Annotated in this window: 22 protein-coding genes; 9 read left to right on the top strand and 13 right to left on the bottom strand. The window is 72.6% G+C overall.

All coding sequences use genetic code 11. From position 1 onward, the window contains the following. Position 1 precedes the first annotated feature (1 nt). From BM223_RS22580 to BM223_RS22605, 6 genes are read right to left on the bottom strand one after another with little or no spacing between them, the layout of a single operon-like run. On the bottom strand, positions 2-232 hold the full coding sequence (locus BM223_RS22580; RefSeq protein ID WP_038677319.1) for a hypothetical protein: 231 nt from the start codon (positions 230-232) through the stop codon (positions 2-4). Then, positions 229-906 (bottom strand): SIMPL domain-containing protein, encoded by a 678-nt coding sequence (locus tag BM223_RS22585; RefSeq protein WP_038677318.1) that lies wholly within the window; start codon positions 904-906, stop codon positions 229-231. Before BM223_RS22585 ends, BM223_RS22580 begins: the two co-directional genes overlap by 4 nt. Positions 907-946: 40 nt before the next feature. Beyond that, positions 947-1,546, bottom strand: a complete 600-nt coding sequence (locus BM223_RS22590) for a class I SAM-dependent methyltransferase (protein ID WP_038677317.1) — start codon at positions 1,544-1,546, stop codon at positions 947-949. Then, positions 1,543-2,403 carry a tRNA pseudouridine(38-40) synthase TruA gene (gene truA, locus BM223_RS22595; protein ID WP_038677316.1) on the bottom strand — a complete coding sequence of 287 codons (861 nt, stop codon included), beginning with the start codon at positions 2,401-2,403 and terminating at the stop codon, positions 1,543-1,545. Before truA ends, BM223_RS22590 begins: the two co-directional genes overlap by 4 nt. Positions 2,404-2,435: 32 nt before the next feature. Further along, positions 2,436-2,645 carry a hypothetical protein gene (locus BM223_RS22600; protein ID WP_038677314.1) on the bottom strand — a complete coding sequence of 70 codons (210 nt, stop codon included), beginning with the start codon at positions 2,643-2,645 and terminating at the stop codon, positions 2,436-2,438. A 39-nt stretch (positions 2,646-2,684) separates the two neighbouring features. Continuing rightward, positions 2,685-3,641, bottom strand: a complete 957-nt coding sequence (locus BM223_RS22605) for a PfkB family carbohydrate kinase (RefSeq protein WP_038677313.1) — start codon at positions 3,639-3,641, stop codon at positions 2,685-2,687. A 23-nt stretch (positions 3,642-3,664) separates the two neighbouring features. Between BM223_RS22605 and xseA the strand changes: the two genes are divergently transcribed. Further along, positions 3,665-4,900, top strand: coding sequence for an exodeoxyribonuclease VII large subunit (gene xseA / locus BM223_RS22610; protein WP_038677311.1), 1,236 nt, complete (start codon positions 3,665-3,667; stop codon positions 4,898-4,900). Further along, entirely contained in the window at positions 4,893-5,126 is a 234-nt protein-coding gene (locus BM223_RS22615; protein WP_038677309.1) for an exodeoxyribonuclease VII small subunit, read from the top strand. The genes xseA and BM223_RS22615 overlap by 8 nt, the downstream gene beginning before the upstream one ends. Here BM223_RS22615 and BM223_RS22620 read toward each other — a convergent pair. Beyond that, positions 5,123-5,725 (bottom strand): DUF4245 family protein, encoded by a 603-nt coding sequence (locus BM223_RS22620; protein WP_038677308.1) that lies wholly within the window; start codon positions 5,723-5,725, stop codon positions 5,123-5,125. The two genes, BM223_RS22615 and BM223_RS22620, sit on opposite strands and share 4 nt — an antisense overlap. Positions 5,726-5,836: 111 nt before the next feature. Between BM223_RS22620 and BM223_RS22625 the strand changes: the two genes are divergently transcribed. From BM223_RS22625 to glpX, 5 genes are read left to right on the top strand one after another with little or no spacing between them, the layout of a single operon-like run. After that, positions 5,837-6,253: a TOBE domain-containing protein gene (locus BM223_RS22625; protein ID WP_038677307.1), complete on the top strand. Its 417-nt coding sequence runs from the start codon at positions 5,837-5,839 to the stop codon at positions 6,251-6,253. Further along, positions 6,253-7,047: a molybdate ABC transporter substrate-binding protein gene (gene modA, locus BM223_RS22630; protein ID WP_038677306.1), complete on the top strand. Its 795-nt coding sequence runs from the start codon at positions 6,253-6,255 to the stop codon at positions 7,045-7,047. The genes BM223_RS22625 and modA overlap by 1 nt, the downstream gene beginning before the upstream one ends. 7 nt (positions 7,048-7,054) lie before the next feature. Next, positions 7,055-7,849 (top strand): ABC transporter permease, encoded by a 795-nt coding sequence (locus BM223_RS22635; protein ID WP_038677305.1) that lies wholly within the window; start codon positions 7,055-7,057, stop codon positions 7,847-7,849. Further along, positions 7,846-8,889 carry a sulfate/molybdate ABC transporter ATP-binding protein gene (locus tag BM223_RS22640; protein ID WP_038677304.1) on the top strand — a complete coding sequence of 348 codons (1,044 nt, stop codon included), beginning with the start codon at positions 7,846-7,848 and terminating at the stop codon, positions 8,887-8,889. Before BM223_RS22635 ends, BM223_RS22640 begins: the two co-directional genes overlap by 4 nt. Positions 8,890-8,914: 25 nt before the next feature. Then, on the top strand, positions 8,915-9,928 hold the full coding sequence (gene glpX, locus BM223_RS22645) for a class II fructose-bisphosphatase (protein WP_038677303.1): 1,014 nt from the start codon (positions 8,915-8,917) through the stop codon (positions 9,926-9,928). Positions 9,929-10,000: 72 nt separating this feature from the next. On the opposite strand, the gene BM223_RS22650 is transcribed toward glpX, so the two are convergent. Further along, positions 10,001-10,612 carry a TetR family transcriptional regulator gene (locus tag BM223_RS22650; protein WP_052138306.1) on the bottom strand — a complete coding sequence of 204 codons (612 nt, stop codon included), beginning with the start codon at positions 10,610-10,612 and terminating at the stop codon, positions 10,001-10,003. Between the two features lie 112 nt (positions 10,613-10,724). On the opposite strand from BM223_RS22650, the gene BM223_RS22655 reads away from it, so the two are divergent. Beyond that, on the top strand, positions 10,725-11,456 hold the full coding sequence (locus tag BM223_RS22655; RefSeq protein WP_038677302.1) for a DUF981 family protein: 732 nt from the start codon (positions 10,725-10,727) through the stop codon (positions 11,454-11,456). Between the two features lie 9 nt (positions 11,457-11,465). On the opposite strand, the gene BM223_RS22660 is transcribed toward BM223_RS22655, so the two are convergent. Beyond that, the gene (locus BM223_RS22660) at positions 11,466-12,296 is read right to left on the bottom strand and encodes an alpha/beta fold hydrolase (RefSeq protein ID WP_052138305.1); all 831 of its coding nucleotides are present in this window, start codon (positions 12,294-12,296) and stop codon (positions 11,466-11,468) included. Between the two features lie 58 nt (positions 12,297-12,354). Between BM223_RS22660 and BM223_RS22665 the strand changes: the two genes are divergently transcribed. Then, on the top strand, positions 12,355-13,266 hold the full coding sequence (locus tag BM223_RS22665) for an alpha/beta fold hydrolase (protein ID WP_235319173.1): 912 nt from the start codon (positions 12,355-12,357) through the stop codon (positions 13,264-13,266). 7 nt (positions 13,267-13,273) lie between these two features. Here BM223_RS22665 and BM223_RS22670 read toward each other — a convergent pair whose 3' ends face one another. From BM223_RS22670 to BM223_RS22685, 4 genes are read right to left on the bottom strand one after another with little or no spacing between them, the layout of a single operon-like run. After that, positions 13,274-14,491, bottom strand: coding sequence for an ABC transporter ATP-binding protein (locus BM223_RS22670; protein ID WP_038677300.1), 1,218 nt, complete (start codon positions 14,489-14,491; stop codon positions 13,274-13,276). Between the two features lie 7 nt (positions 14,492-14,498). Next, positions 14,499-15,341, bottom strand: coding sequence for a carbohydrate ABC transporter permease (locus tag BM223_RS22675; protein WP_038677299.1), 843 nt, complete (start codon positions 15,339-15,341; stop codon positions 14,499-14,501). Between the two features lies 1 nt (position 15,342). Continuing rightward, entirely contained in the window at positions 15,343-16,287 is a 945-nt protein-coding gene (locus BM223_RS22680) for a carbohydrate ABC transporter permease (protein WP_038677298.1), read from the bottom strand. Continuing rightward, positions 16,284-17,561: an extracellular solute-binding protein gene (locus BM223_RS22685; RefSeq protein WP_052138304.1), complete on the bottom strand. Its 1,278-nt coding sequence runs from the start codon at positions 17,559-17,561 to the stop codon at positions 16,284-16,286. The genes BM223_RS22680 and BM223_RS22685 overlap by 4 nt, the downstream gene beginning before the upstream one ends. Between the last annotated feature and the right edge of the window lie 181 nt (positions 17,562-17,742).

A 17,742-nucleotide genomic window follows, 5' to 3' on the forward strand; every position in this document is an offset into this window, starting at 1 on the left:
CTCAGCGAGCCCACTCGGCCGGGCAGTGCTCGTGCTCGCGGCAGCAGGCGTGGGGGTACATCTCCTCGTCGGGCCACGGGTGCGACCAGCCGGCGCCGGACAGCTCGGGGTGCGTGCACTTGTAGCGCTCCGGGCGGTCCGGCGCCGCCGCCTGCTGCAGGACGGCGGCGCGCGCGTGCGTCAGCTCGCCCTGCCGGTCGAGCAGCCGGGCGACGTCGGAGAGCCGGCTCACTCCGCGACGAACCGGGCGTCGACCTCGGAGGACACCTCGATGTCCTCGGGCGAGAGCTCGAGCTCGTGGCCGCCGGCGCTGTCCTTGGCCGCGGCCATCCGCGAGAACTGCGCGCTCCCGCCCCCACCCATCGGGGTGATCCCCTCGCCGAGCATGCCGGCGTCGGCCACCGCGACGGGGCGGACCGGGCCGAGGCCGAGCGCCTCGGCGTACTCCTGGGCGCGACGGGCGGCGTCCTGGACGGCGCGCGTGCGGACGGCGCGCTCGAGGTCGTGCCGGTTGCTCTCGGTGAGCGCCCAGACGACGCCGTCGAGGCGGAAGCCCTCGGTGCCGGCGACGTGCTCGCTCACCCAGGCCGAGAGGGCGGCGAAGTCGCGGAACTTCACGTCGACGCCGACGCTCGCGTGGTGGACCAGCGGAAGCTGCTTGCCGTCCTGGTTCCAGGGCCGGTTGGCCCAGGTCCGGATGTGCTTGGTCGACCACCAGGTGACCGGACCGGCCTCGGGGTTGTGCAGGCGCTCGACGGACTTCTTCACCGTGTCGAGGTCACGGACCACGCGGTCGTAGACGGGCTGCATCTTCGGACCCTCGAAGCCCAGGGTGACCTGGGCGGTGCCCCGCTCGGGGCGCTGGAACGCGGTGTGCGAGCCGCGGACGGTGAACTCGGTCGGCATGCGCCCACTGTAGGGCGCCCGCGGTGGGGCCGGCCGCGGCTCAGCCGCGCCGCGCCTCGAGGACCCGGAACCCCTTCGCGCTCGCGATCCGCTCGGCCGGGAAGCCCTGCTCTCCCAGCCAGCGCTGCAGCGAGTCCGCACCGAGGTTCTTGCCCACCACCAGGACCGCCCGTCCGCCGGGGGCGAGCCGGGGCAGCCAGGTCAGCAGCAGCTCGTGCAGCGCGGCCTTGCCGATCCGGATCGGCGGGTTCGACCAGATCTCGTCGTACGTCGCCGCTGGGTCGACCTCCTCGGGCGTGGACGCCGCATAGCGGTCGGTGACGCCGAGCGCCTCGGCGTTCTCGTTGGCGAGCAGCACCGCACGCTGGTTGACGTCGACCGCCGTGACCACCGCCCCCGGGACCGCGACGGCGACTGCCAGCCCGATCACGCCGTACCCGCAGCCGAGGTCGAGGACCCGGCCCCCGGCCGGCGGCTCGGTCTCGCGGAACAGGACCGCCGTCCCGATGTCGACACGGCCTTGGGCGAACACCCCGGAGCCGCTCACCAGGTCGAGCTCGTGCCCCCACACCTCGGCCCGGACCGGCGCGCGCTGGAAGGCCACCGACGGGTCGGCGGAGAAGTAGTGCTCGTCGCTCATCCCTCGGCTCCTTCGGGCTCCGGCAGGGTACGGCGCGCCGAGGCCTGCGCGACCCGGTCGGCGAGCTCGGCGTCGTCGGGGTAGGCGACCTCCTCGAGCGTCAGCCCGTGCGCCGGGACGACGACCACGTTCTGGTCGCGCTGCCGCCCGGTCAGGATCTCCACCGCCCACGCCGGGTCCTTGCGCCCCTCGCCGACCGCGATCATGCAGCCGACCAGCGCCCGCACCATCGAGTGGCAGAACGCGTCGGCCTTGACGTGGCCGACCAGCAGGCCGTCGTCGGTACGACGCCAGCCGAACTCCAGCAGCGTGCGGATCGTCGTCGCACCCTCACGGTGCTTGCAGAACGCCGCGAAGTCGTGGAGCCCCACCAGCGAGCCCGCCGCTGCGTCCATCGCCGCCACGTCGAGCGCCCGCGGCCAGAACAGCACGTGGTTGCGCACGAGCGGGTCGACCCGGGCCGGGTCGTCGACGATCCGGTACGCGTAGCGCCGCCACAGCGCCGCGAACCGCGCGTCGAACCCCTCGGGCGCCACGCCGATCCGCCGCACCCGCGCGTCCTTGGCCAGCACCCCGTTGACCCGCCGGGCCAGGACGTCGAGCTGCCCGAGCTGCCGCGCCGCCGTCTCGGAGCCCACCGCGGGGTCCTCCGGCACGTCGACGTGGACCACCTGCCCGCGCGCGTGGACACCTGAGTCGGTGCGCCCCGCGCACGTCACCCGCAGCGAGCCCTCCGGCAGCCGGAGCACCGTGGTCAGCGCGTGGGTCAGCTCGGCCTGCACCGTCCGCAGCCCCGGCTGCGCCGCCCAGCCGCGGAAGTCGGCGCCGTCGTAGGCGAGGTCGATCCGCAGGCGCACCCGAGAAGCCTAGGGGGTGGCGGTCTTGGGAGTCAGTCCCGGTGCTGTGCCTCGGCGATGAGGAGCAGGAGGTCCGTCTGACGTCGCTGCTGCACGGTGACCAGCCGCAGCTGGAAGACCGTCACCAGCACCAGGCAGCCGACGCCCGCCAACGCTTGGACGGAGCTGTCCGCGAGCAACAGCAACAGGACGCCACCGAGACCGACGAGGGCGCAGGCGATGTCTTCGAGAATTCGAATCACGGCGTCATCGTGCCCGACGAACAGGACCCGCGGCGCAAGTCAGCGGATCTCCAGAGCGTCCAGGTCCTCCCGGGTCGGCGGGTCCGCCCCCACCCGGCCGACGGTCACCGCCGCCGCCCGCGCGGCGTACGCCAGTGCGGCGGCCCAGTCGTCCGGCGCCAGCGCGCAGATCCGCTCCCGCCCGCCGGGCCCGAGGAGCGGCCACAGGTGGTCGACGAGGGCGGCGGCGAAGGTGTCGCCGGCGCCGATGGTGTCGGCGACGTCGACCGGCGGCGCGTGCACCCCGCCCGTCGACCAGTCCGCGCCGGAGCAGGCGTGCCACGAGGCGCCCTCGCCCCCGTGCGTGACGACGACGGCGACCGGGCCGCCGTCGAGCGCGAGGAGGGCGGTGGCCGACTCCCCCACGAACCGGTCGGGCCAGAGGGCGAGGAGGTCCTCGTCGGAGGCCTTGACGACGTCGGCGAGCGCGGCCATCCGCAGGACGGCGTCGGCCACGTCGGGTCCGGTGCCGGTGATGGCGGGGCGCAGGTTGATGTCGTAGGTGATGGTGGCACCGGCGCCGCGCAGCCGCTCGACGAGGGCGAAGGTGTCGGCGGCGCCGGGGGCGAGCAGCGGCGCCTGCGAGGTCACGTGGACGACGTGCACGGCGCCGTCGCCCTCGAGGTCGAGGTCGGCGTCGAGACCCGAGGGCAGCGCCCACCCCATCTCGAACGTGTACGACGCCCCGCCGTCCGCGCCGATCACCGCCTCCGCGCGCGAGGTCGCCCCCAGCACCAACGGCGAGCCGGCCGGCGCCACGCCCGCGGCGCGCAGGTGCGCGGCGACGAGGGCACCGGCCGGGTCGTCGCCGTACGACGTCGCGAGCCGGACCGGCCGACCCAGGCGGGCCAGGGCGACGGCCACGTTGACGGCGGACCCGCCCGGCCGCTCCACGGGCGCGCGTCCCGGGGCCCGGACGACGTCGAGCACGGACTCCCCGATCACCAGCGCATCCATCACGACACTCTAGGCTCGCAGCCGTGTCCCTGGAGACGTCCCTCGAGAAGCCGGCACCGGTCCGGGCGATCGCGAACGCGATCTCCGGCTGGATCGACCGGCTCGGGGCGGTGTGGGTCGAGGGCCAGGTGACCCAGGTGAGCCGGCGGCCCGGGCTGGCGACGGTCTTCCTGACACTGCGCGACTCGGTCGCCGACATCTCCGTCCCGGTCACCTGCTCGCGGGTGATGTTCGACAGCCTGCCGACACCGGTCACCGAGGGCGCGAGCGTCGTCATCCACGCGCGGCCGTCGTACTACGCCAACCGCGGCACGCTCTCGCTGCAGGCCCGCGAGATCCGGATGGTGGGGCTCGGCGAGCTGCTCGCCCGGCTGGAGCGACGCCGCCAGCTGCTCGCCGCCGAGGGACTCTTCGCGCCGGAGCGCAAGCGCCGGCTGCCGACCGTCCCGACCCGGGTCGGCCTGGTCACCGCGCCCAGCTCGGCCGCCGAGCGCGACGTGGTCGAGAACGCCACCCGCCGCTGGCCCGCCGTCGTCTTCACCACGGCCTACGCCTCGATGCAGGGCAGCCGCTCGGCCGCCGAGGTCATCGAGGCGGTACGACGCCTCGACGCCGACCCCGCCGTCGACGTGATCGTCGTGGCCCGCGGCGGCGGCTCGGTCGAGGACCTGCTGCCCTTCTCCGACGAGGGCCTGATCCGGGTGGTCGCCGCCACCCGGACCGCCGTCGTCTCGGCGATCGGCCACGAGCCCGACACCCCGCTGCTCGACCTGGTCGCCGACGTCCGCGCGTCGACGCCGACCGACGCGGCGAAGCTGATCGTCCCCGACATCGACCAGGAGCGGGCGATGCTCGACCGCGCCCGCGACGCCCTGCGCCGCGCGGCCCGGGGCCGGCTCGACCGCGAGCAGGCCCAGCTCGACGCGATCCGCTCGCGGCCCGCGCTCGCCCACCCCGGCAGCCTGCTCGACGCGCGCCTCGACGAGCTCGACGACTGGCGCGCCCGGATCCGCCGTCAGCTCGAGTGGCAGCTCGACCGCGCCGCCGACGACCTCGACCACCGGCGGGCCCGGGTCCGTGCGCTGTCGCCGCTGGCGACGCTGCGCCGCGGGTACGCCGTCCTCCAGGACGACGCCGGGCGCGTCGTCACCTCCGTCCACGAGGTCGCCGCCGACGCCCCGCTCTCGGTCCGCGTCGCCGACGGCCGCATCCACGTCACCGCCACCACGACCGAGCCGATCGAGGAGACCCATGACTGAGCGCACCGACGAGCCCTCCTACGAGGAGGCCCGCGCCGAGCTGGTCGAGGTCGTCCGCCAGCTCGAGGCCGGCGGGACGACGCTCGAGGAGTCCCTCGCGCTCTGGGAGCGCGGCGAGGCACTGGCCACCGTCTGCCAGGGCTGGATCGACGGCGCCCGGGCCCGGCTCGACGCCGTGCTGGGCGACGCCGAGGACGCCGACGACCTCGCGGACGATGAGGACTAGGACGAGGACGAGGTCGAGCGGATCGGCGTCGTGACGAGCGCGTCGATGATCGACTGCAGGTCCTGCTTCGAGGCGGAGCCGAACACCAGCACGGTGTTCTCGCCGACCTTCGCGACGTACGCCGAGTCGCCGCCCTTGTCGGTGTAGCCCTTCCACTCCCGCGCCACCGGCGCCGCGACCGACGCCGGGACGGTGTAGCCCGCACCCGCCTGGGTCTCCTCGTCGACCCACTTGGTCAGCAGCGCGGACGACGTCGCGCGCTCCTGGCGGACCGCGACGAACCGCTCGTCGTCGCTGAGCATCCGGATCATGAAGACCGGGTCCTCCGGCGAGGGCGTGACGTCGACACCGGTCGCGATCCAGCCCTTCGGCAGCGCGCTCGGGTAGACGGGCGTCAGCCCGGCCTGCTGGGCCGACTGCACCGTCTCGAGGTAGTCGACCGCCTCGGGCTCGATCTCCGTCGAGTTGCGGAAGGCGCCCATGAAGTAGAGGAGGCCGCCGATGACCAGGACCGTCACCAGCAGCGAGGAGATGAGGCCGTTGAAGGAGCGCTGGTAGCGGCCGGGACGGCCGGGGGACTCGGTCTGCTGCGTGCTCATCTCGCCCCCAGTCTCCCAGCCGTCCCCCAGGAGGACGCATCCGGGCGCCGATCCGTCTCACCTGCGACCTTTTTTCGCGCAGAACAGTTGCAGATGCGGCAGGATGGCGCCATGACCGACTACCGCGTCGCCGAGGCCGCCGAGCTGCTCGGCGTCAGCACCGACACCGTGCGCCGGTGGATCGACGCCGGCCGGGTCGCCAGCGCGACCGCCGAGGGCCGCACCGTCATCCCGGGCGCCGATCTCGCCGCGCTGGCCGCGTCGCTGGTCGACGAGGCGGACCGGACCCGGACCCGCTCCGGCGAGGTCAGCGCCCGCAACCGGATGACGGGGATCGTCACCCGGGTCCTCGCCGACACGGTGATGGCCCAGGTCGAGATGGTCTGCGGTCCCTACCGGGTGGTCTCGCTGATGAGCGCGGAGGCCGCAGCCGAGCTCGGCCTCGAGCCGGGCGTGAAGGCGATCGCGTCGGTCAAGTCCACCACCGTCGTCGTCGAACGACCCGTCTCCCCGAGGAAGAGCTCCTGATGAAGAACACCTGGCTCCGGCTCGGTGCCGCGAGCGCCGCCGTCCTGCTGACCCTCCCCCTCGCCGCCTGCGGCGACGACGGCGACAGCAAGGGCGCGGACGGCAAGGGCGGCGACAAGACCGTGCTGACGGTGTTCGCCGCCGCGTCGCTGACGAAGACGTTCGAGGAGCTGGAGAAGGAGTTCGAGGCCGCCCACTCCGACGTCGACGTCAAGCTCTCCTTCGGCGGGTCCTCCGACCTGGTCGCGCAGATCACCGAGGGCGCCTCGGCCGACGTCTTCGCCTCGGCCGACACCGCCAACATGGACAAGCTGGTCGCCGCCGGTCTCACCGAGGGCGAGCCGGAGGAGTTCGCCACCAACACGCTCATGATCGCCGTCCCGCCGGGCAACCCGGCCGGGATCACGAGCCTCGCCGACCTGACCAAGAAGGACGTCGACCTGGTGCTGTGCCAGCCCGAGGTCCCGTGCGGCAGCGCGTCGGCCAAGGTCGCCGACGCCGCCGGGCTCGAGCTCAAGCCGGTCAGCGAGGAGCAGTCGGTGACCGACGTCCTCGCCAAGGTCGAGTCGGGCGAGGCCGACGCGGGCCTGGTCTACGTCACCGACGTGACCGCGGCCGGCACCAAGGTCGAGGGCGTCGAGTTCCCCGAGGCGGCCGACGTCGTCAACCACTACCCGATCGTGGCGGTCAAGGACGCGAAGCAGGCCGAGCTCGCCCAGCAGTGGATCGAGCTCGTCCTCGGCGAGGGCCAGAAGGTCCTCGAGCAGGCCGGCTTCGGCGCGCCCACCCCGTGAGCCACCGGTGAGCCGCGGCGGGCGCACCCGGCACGTCGGCCTGCCGCGTTGGCTCTTCGGACCGGCGCTGCTGGCCGCCGTGTTCGTGGTGCTGCCCGTCGTCGCCATGACGACGCGGATCGCCTGGGGGGACTTCTTCTCGCTCGTCTCGTCCGAGGCCGCCCGCTCCGCGCTCTGGCTCAGCCTGCGCACGTCGACCGCGAGCACGCTGCTCTGCCTCGTGCTCGGCATCCCGCTGGCCACGGTGCTCGCGCGGAGCGAGGCGCGGTGGCTGGGCGTGCTGCGCTCGCTCGTGCTGCTCCCGCTCGTCCTGCCGCCCGTCGTCGGCGGCATCGCGCTGCTCTCGGCGTTCGGGCGCCAGGGGCTGCTCGGCTCCGAGCTGGAGGCGCTCGGGATCCGGATCGCGTTCAGCACCGTCGCCGTCGTCCTCGCGCAGACGTTCGTGTCGCTGCCCTTTCTCGTGGTCAGCCTGGAGGGGGCGCTGCGCACCGCCGGCGAGCGGTACGACGTCGTGGCGGCCTCGCTCGGCGCGCGGCCCACGACGGTGCTGCGCCGGGTGACCCTCCCCCTGGTCCTGCCCGGCCTCGCCTCGGGCGCCGTGCTCGCGTTCGCCCGCTCCCTGGGCGAGTTCGGCGCCACCATCACGTTCGCCGGCAGCCTCGAGGGCACCACCCGCACGCTCCCCCTGCTGATCTACAACCTCCGGGTCACCGACGCCGACGCCGCGGTGGCGATGTCCCTCGTGCTGGTCGCCGTCGCCGTGCTGGTGATCGGCCTGGTCCGGCCGCGGGGGGCGCTGTGAGCGCGCTCGTCGACGTGACCGTCACCGAGCGGGACGTCGACGTCAGCTTCGAGGTCGCCGACGGCGAGACGGTCGCGCTGCTCGGCCCCAACGGCGCCGGGAAGTCCACCACGCTGTCGGTGCTCGGCGGCCTGCTGCGCCCCGACGCCGGACGGATCGTGCTCGACGGCGAGGAGCTCACCGGCCCCGGGACCTGGGTCGCGCCGCACGCCCGTCGTACGGCGCTGCTGGCGCAGGACCCGCTGCTCTTCCCGCACCTGTCGGTGCTCGAGAACGTCGCCTTCGGCCCCCGCAGCACGGGGACCGGACGCCGCGCCGCCCGCGCCGCCGCCGAGCACTGGCTCGCCGAAGTCGACGCCGCCGAGCTCGCCGGGCGTAGGCCCGCCCAGCTCTCCGGCGGCCAGGCGCAGCGGGTCGCGGTCGCCCGGGCACTCGCCGCGGACCCCCGTCTGCTGCTGCTCGACGAGCCGATGGCCGCGCTCGACGTGGCCGTCGCGCCGGCGCTGCGGACCCTCCTGCGCCGGGTCCTCGCCGACCGCACCGCCGTCATCGTCACCCACCACGTGCTCGACGCGCTGCTGCTCGCCGACCGCGTGGTCGTCGTCGAGGGCGGCCGGGTCGCCGAGCAGGGGCCGACGTCCGAGGTGCTGTCGCGGCCGCGCAGCGCCTTCGCGGCGCGGTTCGCGGGGCTCAACCTGGTCTCCGGCGTGGCCACGCCCGACGGCGTACGGCGTCCGGACGGGCTGCTCCTGCACGGGACCGCCGCCACCGGCGACCACCCGCCCCCCGGCTCCCCCGCCGTCGCGGTGTTCCGCCCCTCGGCGGTCGCGGTGCACCGGGAGCCGCCCGGCGGCAGCCCGCGCAACGCCCTCGCGGTCGTGGTGACCGAGCTCGAGCCGCTCGGGGACGTCGTCCGGGTGCGGGCGGGCGAGCTCGCCGCGGACGTCACCGTCGCGTCGGTCGCCGAGCTCGGGCTCGCCCCGGGCAGCGACGCGACGTTCGTCGTCAAGGCGACCGAGGTCGACGTGTACGCCCAGTGAGAAAGCGACCGATAAGGTTCGCCCTATGAACGACGCCCTCGCCGTGGAGCCGCCCGCCCCCGACCGCAACCTCGCTCTCGAGCTGGTACGGGTCACCGAGGCGGCTGCCATGGCGGCCGGCCGGTGGGTCGGCCGGGGCGACAAGAACGGCGCCGACGGCGTGGCCGTCCAGGCGATGCGCGTGATGATCTCGACGGTCAGCATGAACGGCACCGTGGTCATCGGCGAGGGCGAGAAGGACAACGCCCCCATGCTCTACAACGGCGAGACCGTCGGCGACGGCACCGGCCCCGAGTGCGACGTCGCCGTCGACCCCATCGACGGCACCACGCTGACCGCGAAGGGCATGGCCAACGCGGTCGCCGTCCTCGCAGTCGCGCCGCGCGGCACCATGTACGACCCCTCCGCCGTCTTCTACATGGAGAAGCTCGTCACCGGCCCCGAGGCCGCCGACCTGGTCGACATCCGCTACCCGGTCGCCGAGAACATCCACCAGGTCGCCAAGGCCAAGGGCTCGAACCCGTCCGACGTGACCGTCGTCCTCCTCGACCGGCCGCGCCACGACAAGCTCGTCGACGAGATCCGCGCCACCGGCGCCCGGATCAAGTTCATCACCGACGGCGACGTCGCCGGCGCCATCATGGCCGCCCGCGCCGACACCGGCATCGACCTCCTCCTCGGCATCGGCGGCACGCCCGAGGGCATCATCGCCGCCTGCGCCATGAAGGCCATGGGCGGCACCATCCAGGGCCGCCTCTGGCCCACCGACGACGACGAGCGCCAGCGCGCCATCGACGCCGGCCACAACCTCGACCCCGACCACATCCTCACCACCGACACCCTGGTCACCGGCGACGACTGCTTCTTCGTCGCCACCGGCATCACCGACGGCGAGCTCGTCCGCGGCGTCCGCTACCGCGGCGGCGGCGCCGTCACCCAGTCGCTCGTCATGCGCTCGCGCAGCGGCACCATCCGGACCATCACGTCCGAGCACCAGCTCTCCAAGCTGCGCGGCTTCAGCGCGATCAACTTCGACTGAGCCCACGGTCGTACCGGACAAAATGGTCGTGAATCGGCCCGATCAACGACCGAATTGTCCGGTACGACGGGGTCAGCGGGCGTCACGGACCAGCTCGAGCAGCCGCGCCACGTCGGCCACCGCGTCGGCGACGGGATCCTCGTCGCCGGCCGCGGCGCCGTAGAGCAGCGCCGCGTCGAGCATCCGGACGACGAGGTCGAAGTCCGCGCTCGCGCCGACCTCCCCCCATCCGCACCGGTCGAGCGTCTCGCGCAGCGCGGCGAGCAGGGCGGGCCGGGAGGCGGCCATGATCGGACGCAGGTCCGGGTCCGAGGTGGCCTCGAGCATCGGCTGGAGGCGGCGGGTGACGACGGCGCGGTCGAGCGCCGGCGCATAGAGCACCTCCAGGAGCAGGGCGGCCGTGGCCGTGGCCGAGCGCCGGCGCCGGGGCAGGGCCGCCGCACGGGCGGCGGCACCGGCAGTCCGCACGCCCTCGGCCGCGGCGACCGCAGCGGCGTAGAGCTCCTGGCGCGTCGGGAAGTAGTAGCCGGCCGAGCCGGCGGGCACTCCCGCGGCGGCGGCGACCTTGCGGTGGGTGACCGCGTCGGGTCCCTCCTCGATCAGCAGGCGAGCGGCGGCGTCGACCATCGCCTGCTGGCGCTGGGCGCTGCGTGCCCGCGCCTTGGGTCGGGGTGCGGTGGCCACGGCGCCAACCCTACGGGCGACCCCGCGGCCACGGAATAACTAAACGCGCGTATAGGTTCTGCCTGGTGAGGGCCGAGATCCGGCCCCACGGTTGGACTCGAGGTGCAGCACGATGAACACCCTGGTGGCCCAGGAGGGCCTGAAGATCGACTGGGCGAACATGCCCACGTACAACACGATCATGGCGGTCGCCGTCGGCGCCGCACTGATCGGACTGGTGATGCTGGGCCGCCAGCTCCTCACCTCTCCCGAGGAGGTGGAGGCGGACGGCTGGGCGCTCACCTTCGGCGTCCTCGGCGGCATCCTCACCGCGACCGGTCTGCACATGACGCTGACCTGGCCGCTCGCCGCCGGCGGATTCCCCTTCGACAACATCATCTTCGGCGAGACGAGCCTCGGGTTCGGCGTCCTGCTGCTCGGCGCGGCGCTCTACCTGTGGAAGCGCGGCGCGGCCGCCCTCGCCTCGAGCAAGCCCGTCGAGAAGCTGGCGCGTGTCGCCCAGCCGATCACGGTCTTCGTCGGCGGCCTCGGGCTGAGCCTGGTCGCGATCGCCGTCGCCGGCATCAAGTACAAGCTGTTCGCCGCACCCGCCGAGGAGCCCATCTCGGGCCAGTTCGCGGACTACCCGATGGTCGAGGCGACCTTCATGTCCCTGCTCATCGCCGTCGTCGGCCTCGGCGCCCTGGCCTTCGCCGTCCTGGTGAACCGCCTGCGCAGCACCGGTACGGCGGGCGTGTGGGCCCGGATCACCGGTTGGCTGTGGACCGTCTCGGGCGTGCTGCTCCTGCTGTTCGGCGCGATGAACTTCTTCACCCACATCGGGCTCATCGTCAACACGATGTGAGCCGCCGGCTCAGGCCGAGTCACGCCCCATCCGCACGGAGACCCCGGCGGGTGGGGCGTTCAGCGCCCGGACGACGACCTCGATCACCCGCGGGTCGACGGCCATGCCGATGTGCGAGGCGCGCACCTCGACCGCCTCGCCCTGCGGGTCGCGGCAGGCCCGCCAGTCGACGATCCCGTCGCGGCGCGAGTAGATGTTCGTCATCGCGACGTCGGCCCGCAGCGGCTCCTGCGACTCGGTGAAGCTCAGGTGGGCGCACTCCCCCGCGACGCAGTCGGCCGACATCAGGCCGGGCACGCCGGCGTCGGCGAGCCGGTTGAGGACCCGCACCCCCCGGGTCAGGACGGCGTGGTGCGCAGCCGGCGCCCGCATCGGGCTGCCCATCGTCACGATGCCGGCGACCAGGTCGGGGCGCCGGGCGGCGAGGCCGCGGGCGATCATCCCGCCGAGACTGTGCCCGACGATCCGGACCCGGGCGTCGCGCCGCTCGGCGAGCTGCTCGAGGCGGGCCTCGAGGACCAGTGCGGAGCTCAGCGTGCAGCCGATGTTGGCGTGGATCTGCGAGCGGTAGGTCCGGAACCCCTGGGCCCGCAGCTCGGCGGCCATCGCGGTGAGGGTCCAGTCGCCGGCCAGGAAGCCGGGCACGAGCAGCACCGGCTCGGCGGCCCGGGCCGCGGCACGCGCCGCATAGGGCGTTCGCCGGCGGGCGTGGCGGGTCGCGCTCCGGCGGGCGGCGTAGCGCCCGGCCTCGGTCACCAGACTGCCCTCGCGCAGCAGCGCGGCCAGCGCCGGACGGCCGTAGCCGTCGGGCAGCAGCCAGGGCGCCAACGTGTTGCTCACGTCACAGACGTTACCCAGTTGAATGAGCAACTAGTCGCAATTGTGCAGACTGGAGGGCATGTCAGCCGAAATGACCGTCTCGGACGAGCTGCTGGCGCCACTGACCAGCGGGGTCGAGCTCTGCTACCAGACCTTCGGCGACCCGGAGGCCGAGCCGCTGCTCCTCGTGATGGGCCTGGGTGGCCCGATGACGTGGTGGCCGCGCGACCTGTGCGTGCAGCTGGCCGAGGCCGGCTTCTACGTCATCCGCTACGACAACCGCGACACCGGGCGCTCGAGCCGGGCGACCGGGCGGGTCACCACCAGCCGCCTGGCCCGCGCCTTCGTCGGCGCGCGGACGCCGGCGCCGTACTCGATCGGCGACCTGGCCGCCGACGCGCTCGGGCTGCTCGACCACCTCGGGCTGCCTGCCGCGCACGTCGCCGGCATCTCGATGGGCGGCATGATCGCGCAGACCCTCGCGCTCGAGGCGCCCGAACGGGTCCTCAGCCTGGTGAGCATCATGTCGACGACGGGCCGGCGCGGCGTGGGCTGGCAGAGCCCCGCCCTGCTGCCCACGCTGGCCTCCCCGCGCGGTCCGGGCAAGGAGGCCTACATTCGACGGGCGCTCGTCGTCTGGCGGATCATCGGCTCCCCCGGCTTCCCCACCGACGAGACCGACCTGCGGGCGCGGGCCGGCGAGACCTGGGACCGCGGCGTCGACGAGGCCGGCGTGCTGCGCCAGATGCTCGCCGTCCTCACCCAGCCCGACCGCACCCGGCGGCTGGCCGAGGTCACCGCACCGACGCTGGTGATGCACGGCCTGGCCGACAAGATGGTGCACGTGTCGGGCGGGCGGGCCACCGCGGCCGCCATCCGCGGCGCGGAGGTCGTCGTCGTCCCCGGCTGGGGCCACGACCTCCCGGCGCCGCTCTTCCCGACGTTCGTCCGCGGGATCCGGCGGACGGCCGACCGGGCCGCCCGCCGCTAGCCCTCCGCTACCCCTCCGTGGGTGCACCAGCCGCGACCTCGGCGCCCGGGATCCGCCCGGCCCGCTCGTGGTCGACGGTGAGGTTCTCGCCGGTCGCCGGGTCGAACAGGTGCATCCGGCTGCCGTCGACCCAGATCTCGGCCTCCTCGCCCTCGGCGATCCGGCTGCCGCCGTCGAGCGAGACGACGAGCTGGGTGCGCAGCGCCTCGCCGTCGAGGTCCTTCTCGAGCTGCAGCAGCTGCGCCTTGACCTCGTCGGGCGACTCGAACGGGATGTAGGCGTAGGTCTCGTTGCCCAGCCACTCGACGACCTCGACCTTGGCCCGGAAGGTCGAGCCGGTGCGCCCGTCGGCCGCGGCGAGCGAGGCGTCCTCGAAGTGCTCGGGCCGGATGCCGGCGATGAGCAGGCCCCGCCCGGCAGCCCGCTCCGCACGGTCGGCCGGGATGTCGACGCTGCCGAAGGGCAGCTGGACCTTCGTGCCCTCGACGGTCGCGGGGAGGAAGTTCATCGGCGGTGAGCCGATGAAGCCGGCCACGAAGAGGTTGCCGGGGTTCTCGTAGAGCTCGCGCGGCGTCGCGAGCTGCTGCAGCAGCCCCCGCTTGAGGACGGCGACCCGGTCGCCGAGCGTCATCGCCTCGGTCTGGTCGTGGGTGACGTAGACCGTCGTGATGCCGAGCCGCTTCTGCAGGCGCGCGATCTCGGTGCGCATCTGGCCGCGCAGCTTGGCGTCGAGGTTCGACAGCGGCTCGTCGAAGAGGAACGCGTCGGCCTGGCGGACGATCGCGCGGCCCATCGCCACCCGCTGCCGCTGGCCACCGGACAGGTTGCCCGGCTTGCGCTCCAGGTGCTCGTTGAGCTCGAGGGTGTCGGCCGCGTCGCGCACCAGCCGGTCGACCTCGTCGTCGGGCATCTTGGCCAGGCGCAGCGGGAAGGCGATGTTCTCGTAGACCGTCAGGTGCGGGTAGAGCGCGTAGTTCTGGAAGACCATCGCGAGGTTGCGCTCGCGCGGGGCCAGGTCGTTGACCCGGCGGTCCCCGATGATCATGTCGCCCGAGGTGATGTCCTCGAGGCCGACGATCATCCGCAGCAGCGTGGACTTCCCGCAGCCGGAGGGCCCGACGAGGATCATGAACTCGCCGTCGGCGACGTCGATCGAGACGTCGTTCACGGCGGGGAAGCCGTCGCCGTACTTCTTGACGATGTGGTCCATCGTGATGCGGGCCATGGGAACCTCACCCCTTCACCGCGCCGGACGTCAGGCCGGCAACGATCTTGCGTTGGAAAATCAGGACGATGACGATGATCGGGATGGTCGCGATGACGGCTCCCGCGGCCAGCAGCGAGGCCGGCCGGTTGAACGGATCGGCGCCGACGAAGAACGACAGCGACGCCGGGATGGGTCGGGCGTTCTCGGTCGAGGTCAGCGAGATGCCGAAGACGAAGTCGTTCCAGGCGAAGAAGAACGTCAGGATCGCCGCGGTGAAGACACCCGGCGCCGCCAGCGGCACGATCACCTTGCGGAACGCCTGCCAGGACGTCGCGCCGTCGACCTGGGCGGCCTGCTCCATCTCCCAAGGGATCTCGCGGAAGAAGGCGGACAGCGTCCAGATCGCCAGCGGCAGCGTGAACGACATGTAGGGGATGATCAGGCCCGGCCACGTGTCGTAGAGCCCGGTCGCCCGCCACATGTCGAACAGCGGGCCGATCAGCGAGACCACCGGGAACATCGCGATCGCGAGGGCGATCGTGAGCACGAGCTTCTTGCCGCGGAACTCCAGGCGCGCGATGGCGTACGCCGCGAGGGTCGCGACGATCACCGACAGCAGCGTCGCGATCAGGCTGATGCCGATCGAGTTGAAGATCGCGCGGCGGAACTGCTCGTTGTCCCAGACCGCCTTGTAGTTGTCCCAGCCCGCGCCCGTGCCGTCACCCGGGAAGAAGCCCGGGTTGCCGTTGGTGATCGAGGCCTCGGACTTGAAGGACAGCGAGATGATCCAGGCCACGGGCAGCAGGCACCAGATGAGGATCAGGATGCAGCCGACGACGAGGCCGACACGATTGCTGGTGCGATTCATCTCAGGACTCCTGCCGTGCCTGCGCCAGGTCGACGCGGAAGAGCTTGACGATCAGGAAGGCGACCAGCAGGACCGAGAGGAACAGCAGCACCGACAGCGCGGAGCCCATGCCCAGCTGGAACTGCTCGATGGTCTGGCGGTAGGTCAGGAAGCTGATCGACTCGGTCTTCACCGCGCCCGCGGTCATCACGAAGATGTTGTCGAAGATCCGGTAGGCGTCGAGCGCCCGGAACAGGACGGCGACCATGATCGCGGCCCGCATGTTCGGCAGGATCACCTTGGTCAGCCGTTGCGTCCAGGTGGCGCCGTCGACCTTCGCCGCCTCGATCATGTCCTCGCTGACCTGGGCCAGGCCGGCCAGCAGGAGGAGCGACATGAACGGCGTCGTCTTCCAGATCTCGGAGACCATGATCGCCACGATCCCGGAGCCGGTCTGGCCGAACCAGTTGAAGTCGTCGCCCACGAACGGCAGCCAGCCGTTGATGAAGCCGTTCTGGTAGGAGAACGCGAACTGCCACGCGAAGCCCGAGACGACCGTGATGATGCCGTAGGGCACCAGGATCGAGGTCCGGATGACGCCCCGGGCGAAGATCACCCGGTGCATCACCATCGCGAAGATGAAGCCGATCACGAGCTCGATCGCGACGGTGATGACCATGTAGAGCACGGTCACGCCGGTCGTCTGCCAGAACAGCGGGTCGGTCAGCGCCGTGACGTAGTTGCGAACGCCGATGAAGTTGCGGTCGTCGGGAGCGGTGAGCGCGTAGTCGAAGGTGGACAGGTAGATCGCCCGCAGCATCGGGAACGCCGTGACGATGAGCATCAGGATGACGGCCGGCGCCACGAGCCGCTGGCCGAGCCGGGTCTCGGCCCGGGCCCGGTCGCTGACCTCGGGCTTGTCGGCCCTGCGGTGCCCGCCGGTGGCGGGCGCGGTGACGGTGGTCATAGCAGCGACTTCCCTTCGAGCACGTCCTTGAGGTACTTCGCGGAGTCCTCGGGCGTGCTGCCCGGGTCGACCGACGTGGGCGAGTGCCACTTGGCCTGGATGGCGCCCGAGATCATCGCGTAGAAGGCGCTCTTGGGGCGCGGGCCGCCCTCGTCGACGCTGGTCCGGAAGAGCTCGATCAGGTCCTTGGGGAACTTGCCGCTGGCCGCGACCTGGTCGTAGGCCGCGTTGGTCGACGGCATCAGGCCGTCGTTGAGCGCGAGGTCGACCTGGGCCTTCTCGGAGGTGATGCAGCGGGCCGCCTCCATGGCCCAGTCGCCGTGCTTCGTGTAGGCGCCCACGCCGATGTCGATGCCACCGACCGGGGGCTTGGAGGCCTCGCCCTCGACCGTGGCGGGGTAGCGGGCCCAGCCGAGGTCGGCGAACTGCTCCTTGGTGGGACCGCCGGCCTGGCCGATCAGCCCCTCGTAGTTCTTGTAGACGAACGTCCAGTTGACCATGAACTCGCCGGGCCCCGACGCGGGGAACATCTGCCCCAGGCTGGTTCCCTCGTTCGACACCGAGAGGTCGGGCTGGGCGGCCTTGGAGTCGGCGAGCTGCTGGATGATCGTCGCCGCGTCGCGCCCGGCCTCGGAGTCGACGTCGACCTTGGCGTCGCGGCCGGCCTCGGTGTCGGAGACGATGTCGCCGCCGGCGCCCTGGATGAGGGCGTTGATCCAGACGACGTAGGCCTCGTACTTGTTGGCCTGGACGCCGACCGTGCCGCCCTGGCTGGACGCCGCGTCGATGACCTGCTTCCAGGTCACCGGCTGGGTCATGTCGAGACCGGCGGCCTGGGCGAGCGACTTGCGGTACCAGAGCACCTGCGTGTTGGCCCAGAGCGGGATCGCGTAGACCTTGTCGTTCCAGGTGACCGTGTCGGCCGCGCCCGAGAGGTAGTCGCCGTCGCCCTCGACACTGGCGCTGATCGAGTCGGCGAGGTCACCCTCGACGGGCTCGAGCCAGCCGGCGTTGGCGAACTCGGCCACGAACACCGGGTCGAGGTTCATCAGGTCCGTCGAGGAGTCCTTGGCCGCGAGCCGGCGCGCCAGCTGCGTGCGCTGGTCGGTCGCCGAGCTCGGCAGCAGCTGCACCGAGATGTCGTAGTCGCCGGTGCTGCAGGCCTTCGCGTACTTCTCGAACGTGGCGACCCCGTCGGGGTTGACGTACCAGTTCAGGACCGGCTTGCCCGAGTCGCCGCAGGCACTCAGCGTCGTGGCGGCGAGCACCGCCACCGCGGCTCCGGCGACTCTGCGCCGTCTGCGTCGGGAACCCCGTTCCGGCATCCCGCTTGTCGACCTCATCGCCTGATCACCCCTCCCAAGAGTGTGGCGTGCGTCACCCAGTCCTAGCCCAGCGGAGGCACTCTTGTCCACGCCCGCGACGCAACAGTGCCCGTGACGCGCGATTCCAGAC

Source organism: Pimelobacter simplex, assembly GCF_900114845.1.
Classification (GTDB): Bacteria; Actinomycetota; Actinomycetes; order Propionibacteriales; family Nocardioidaceae; genus Nocardioides; species Nocardioides simplex.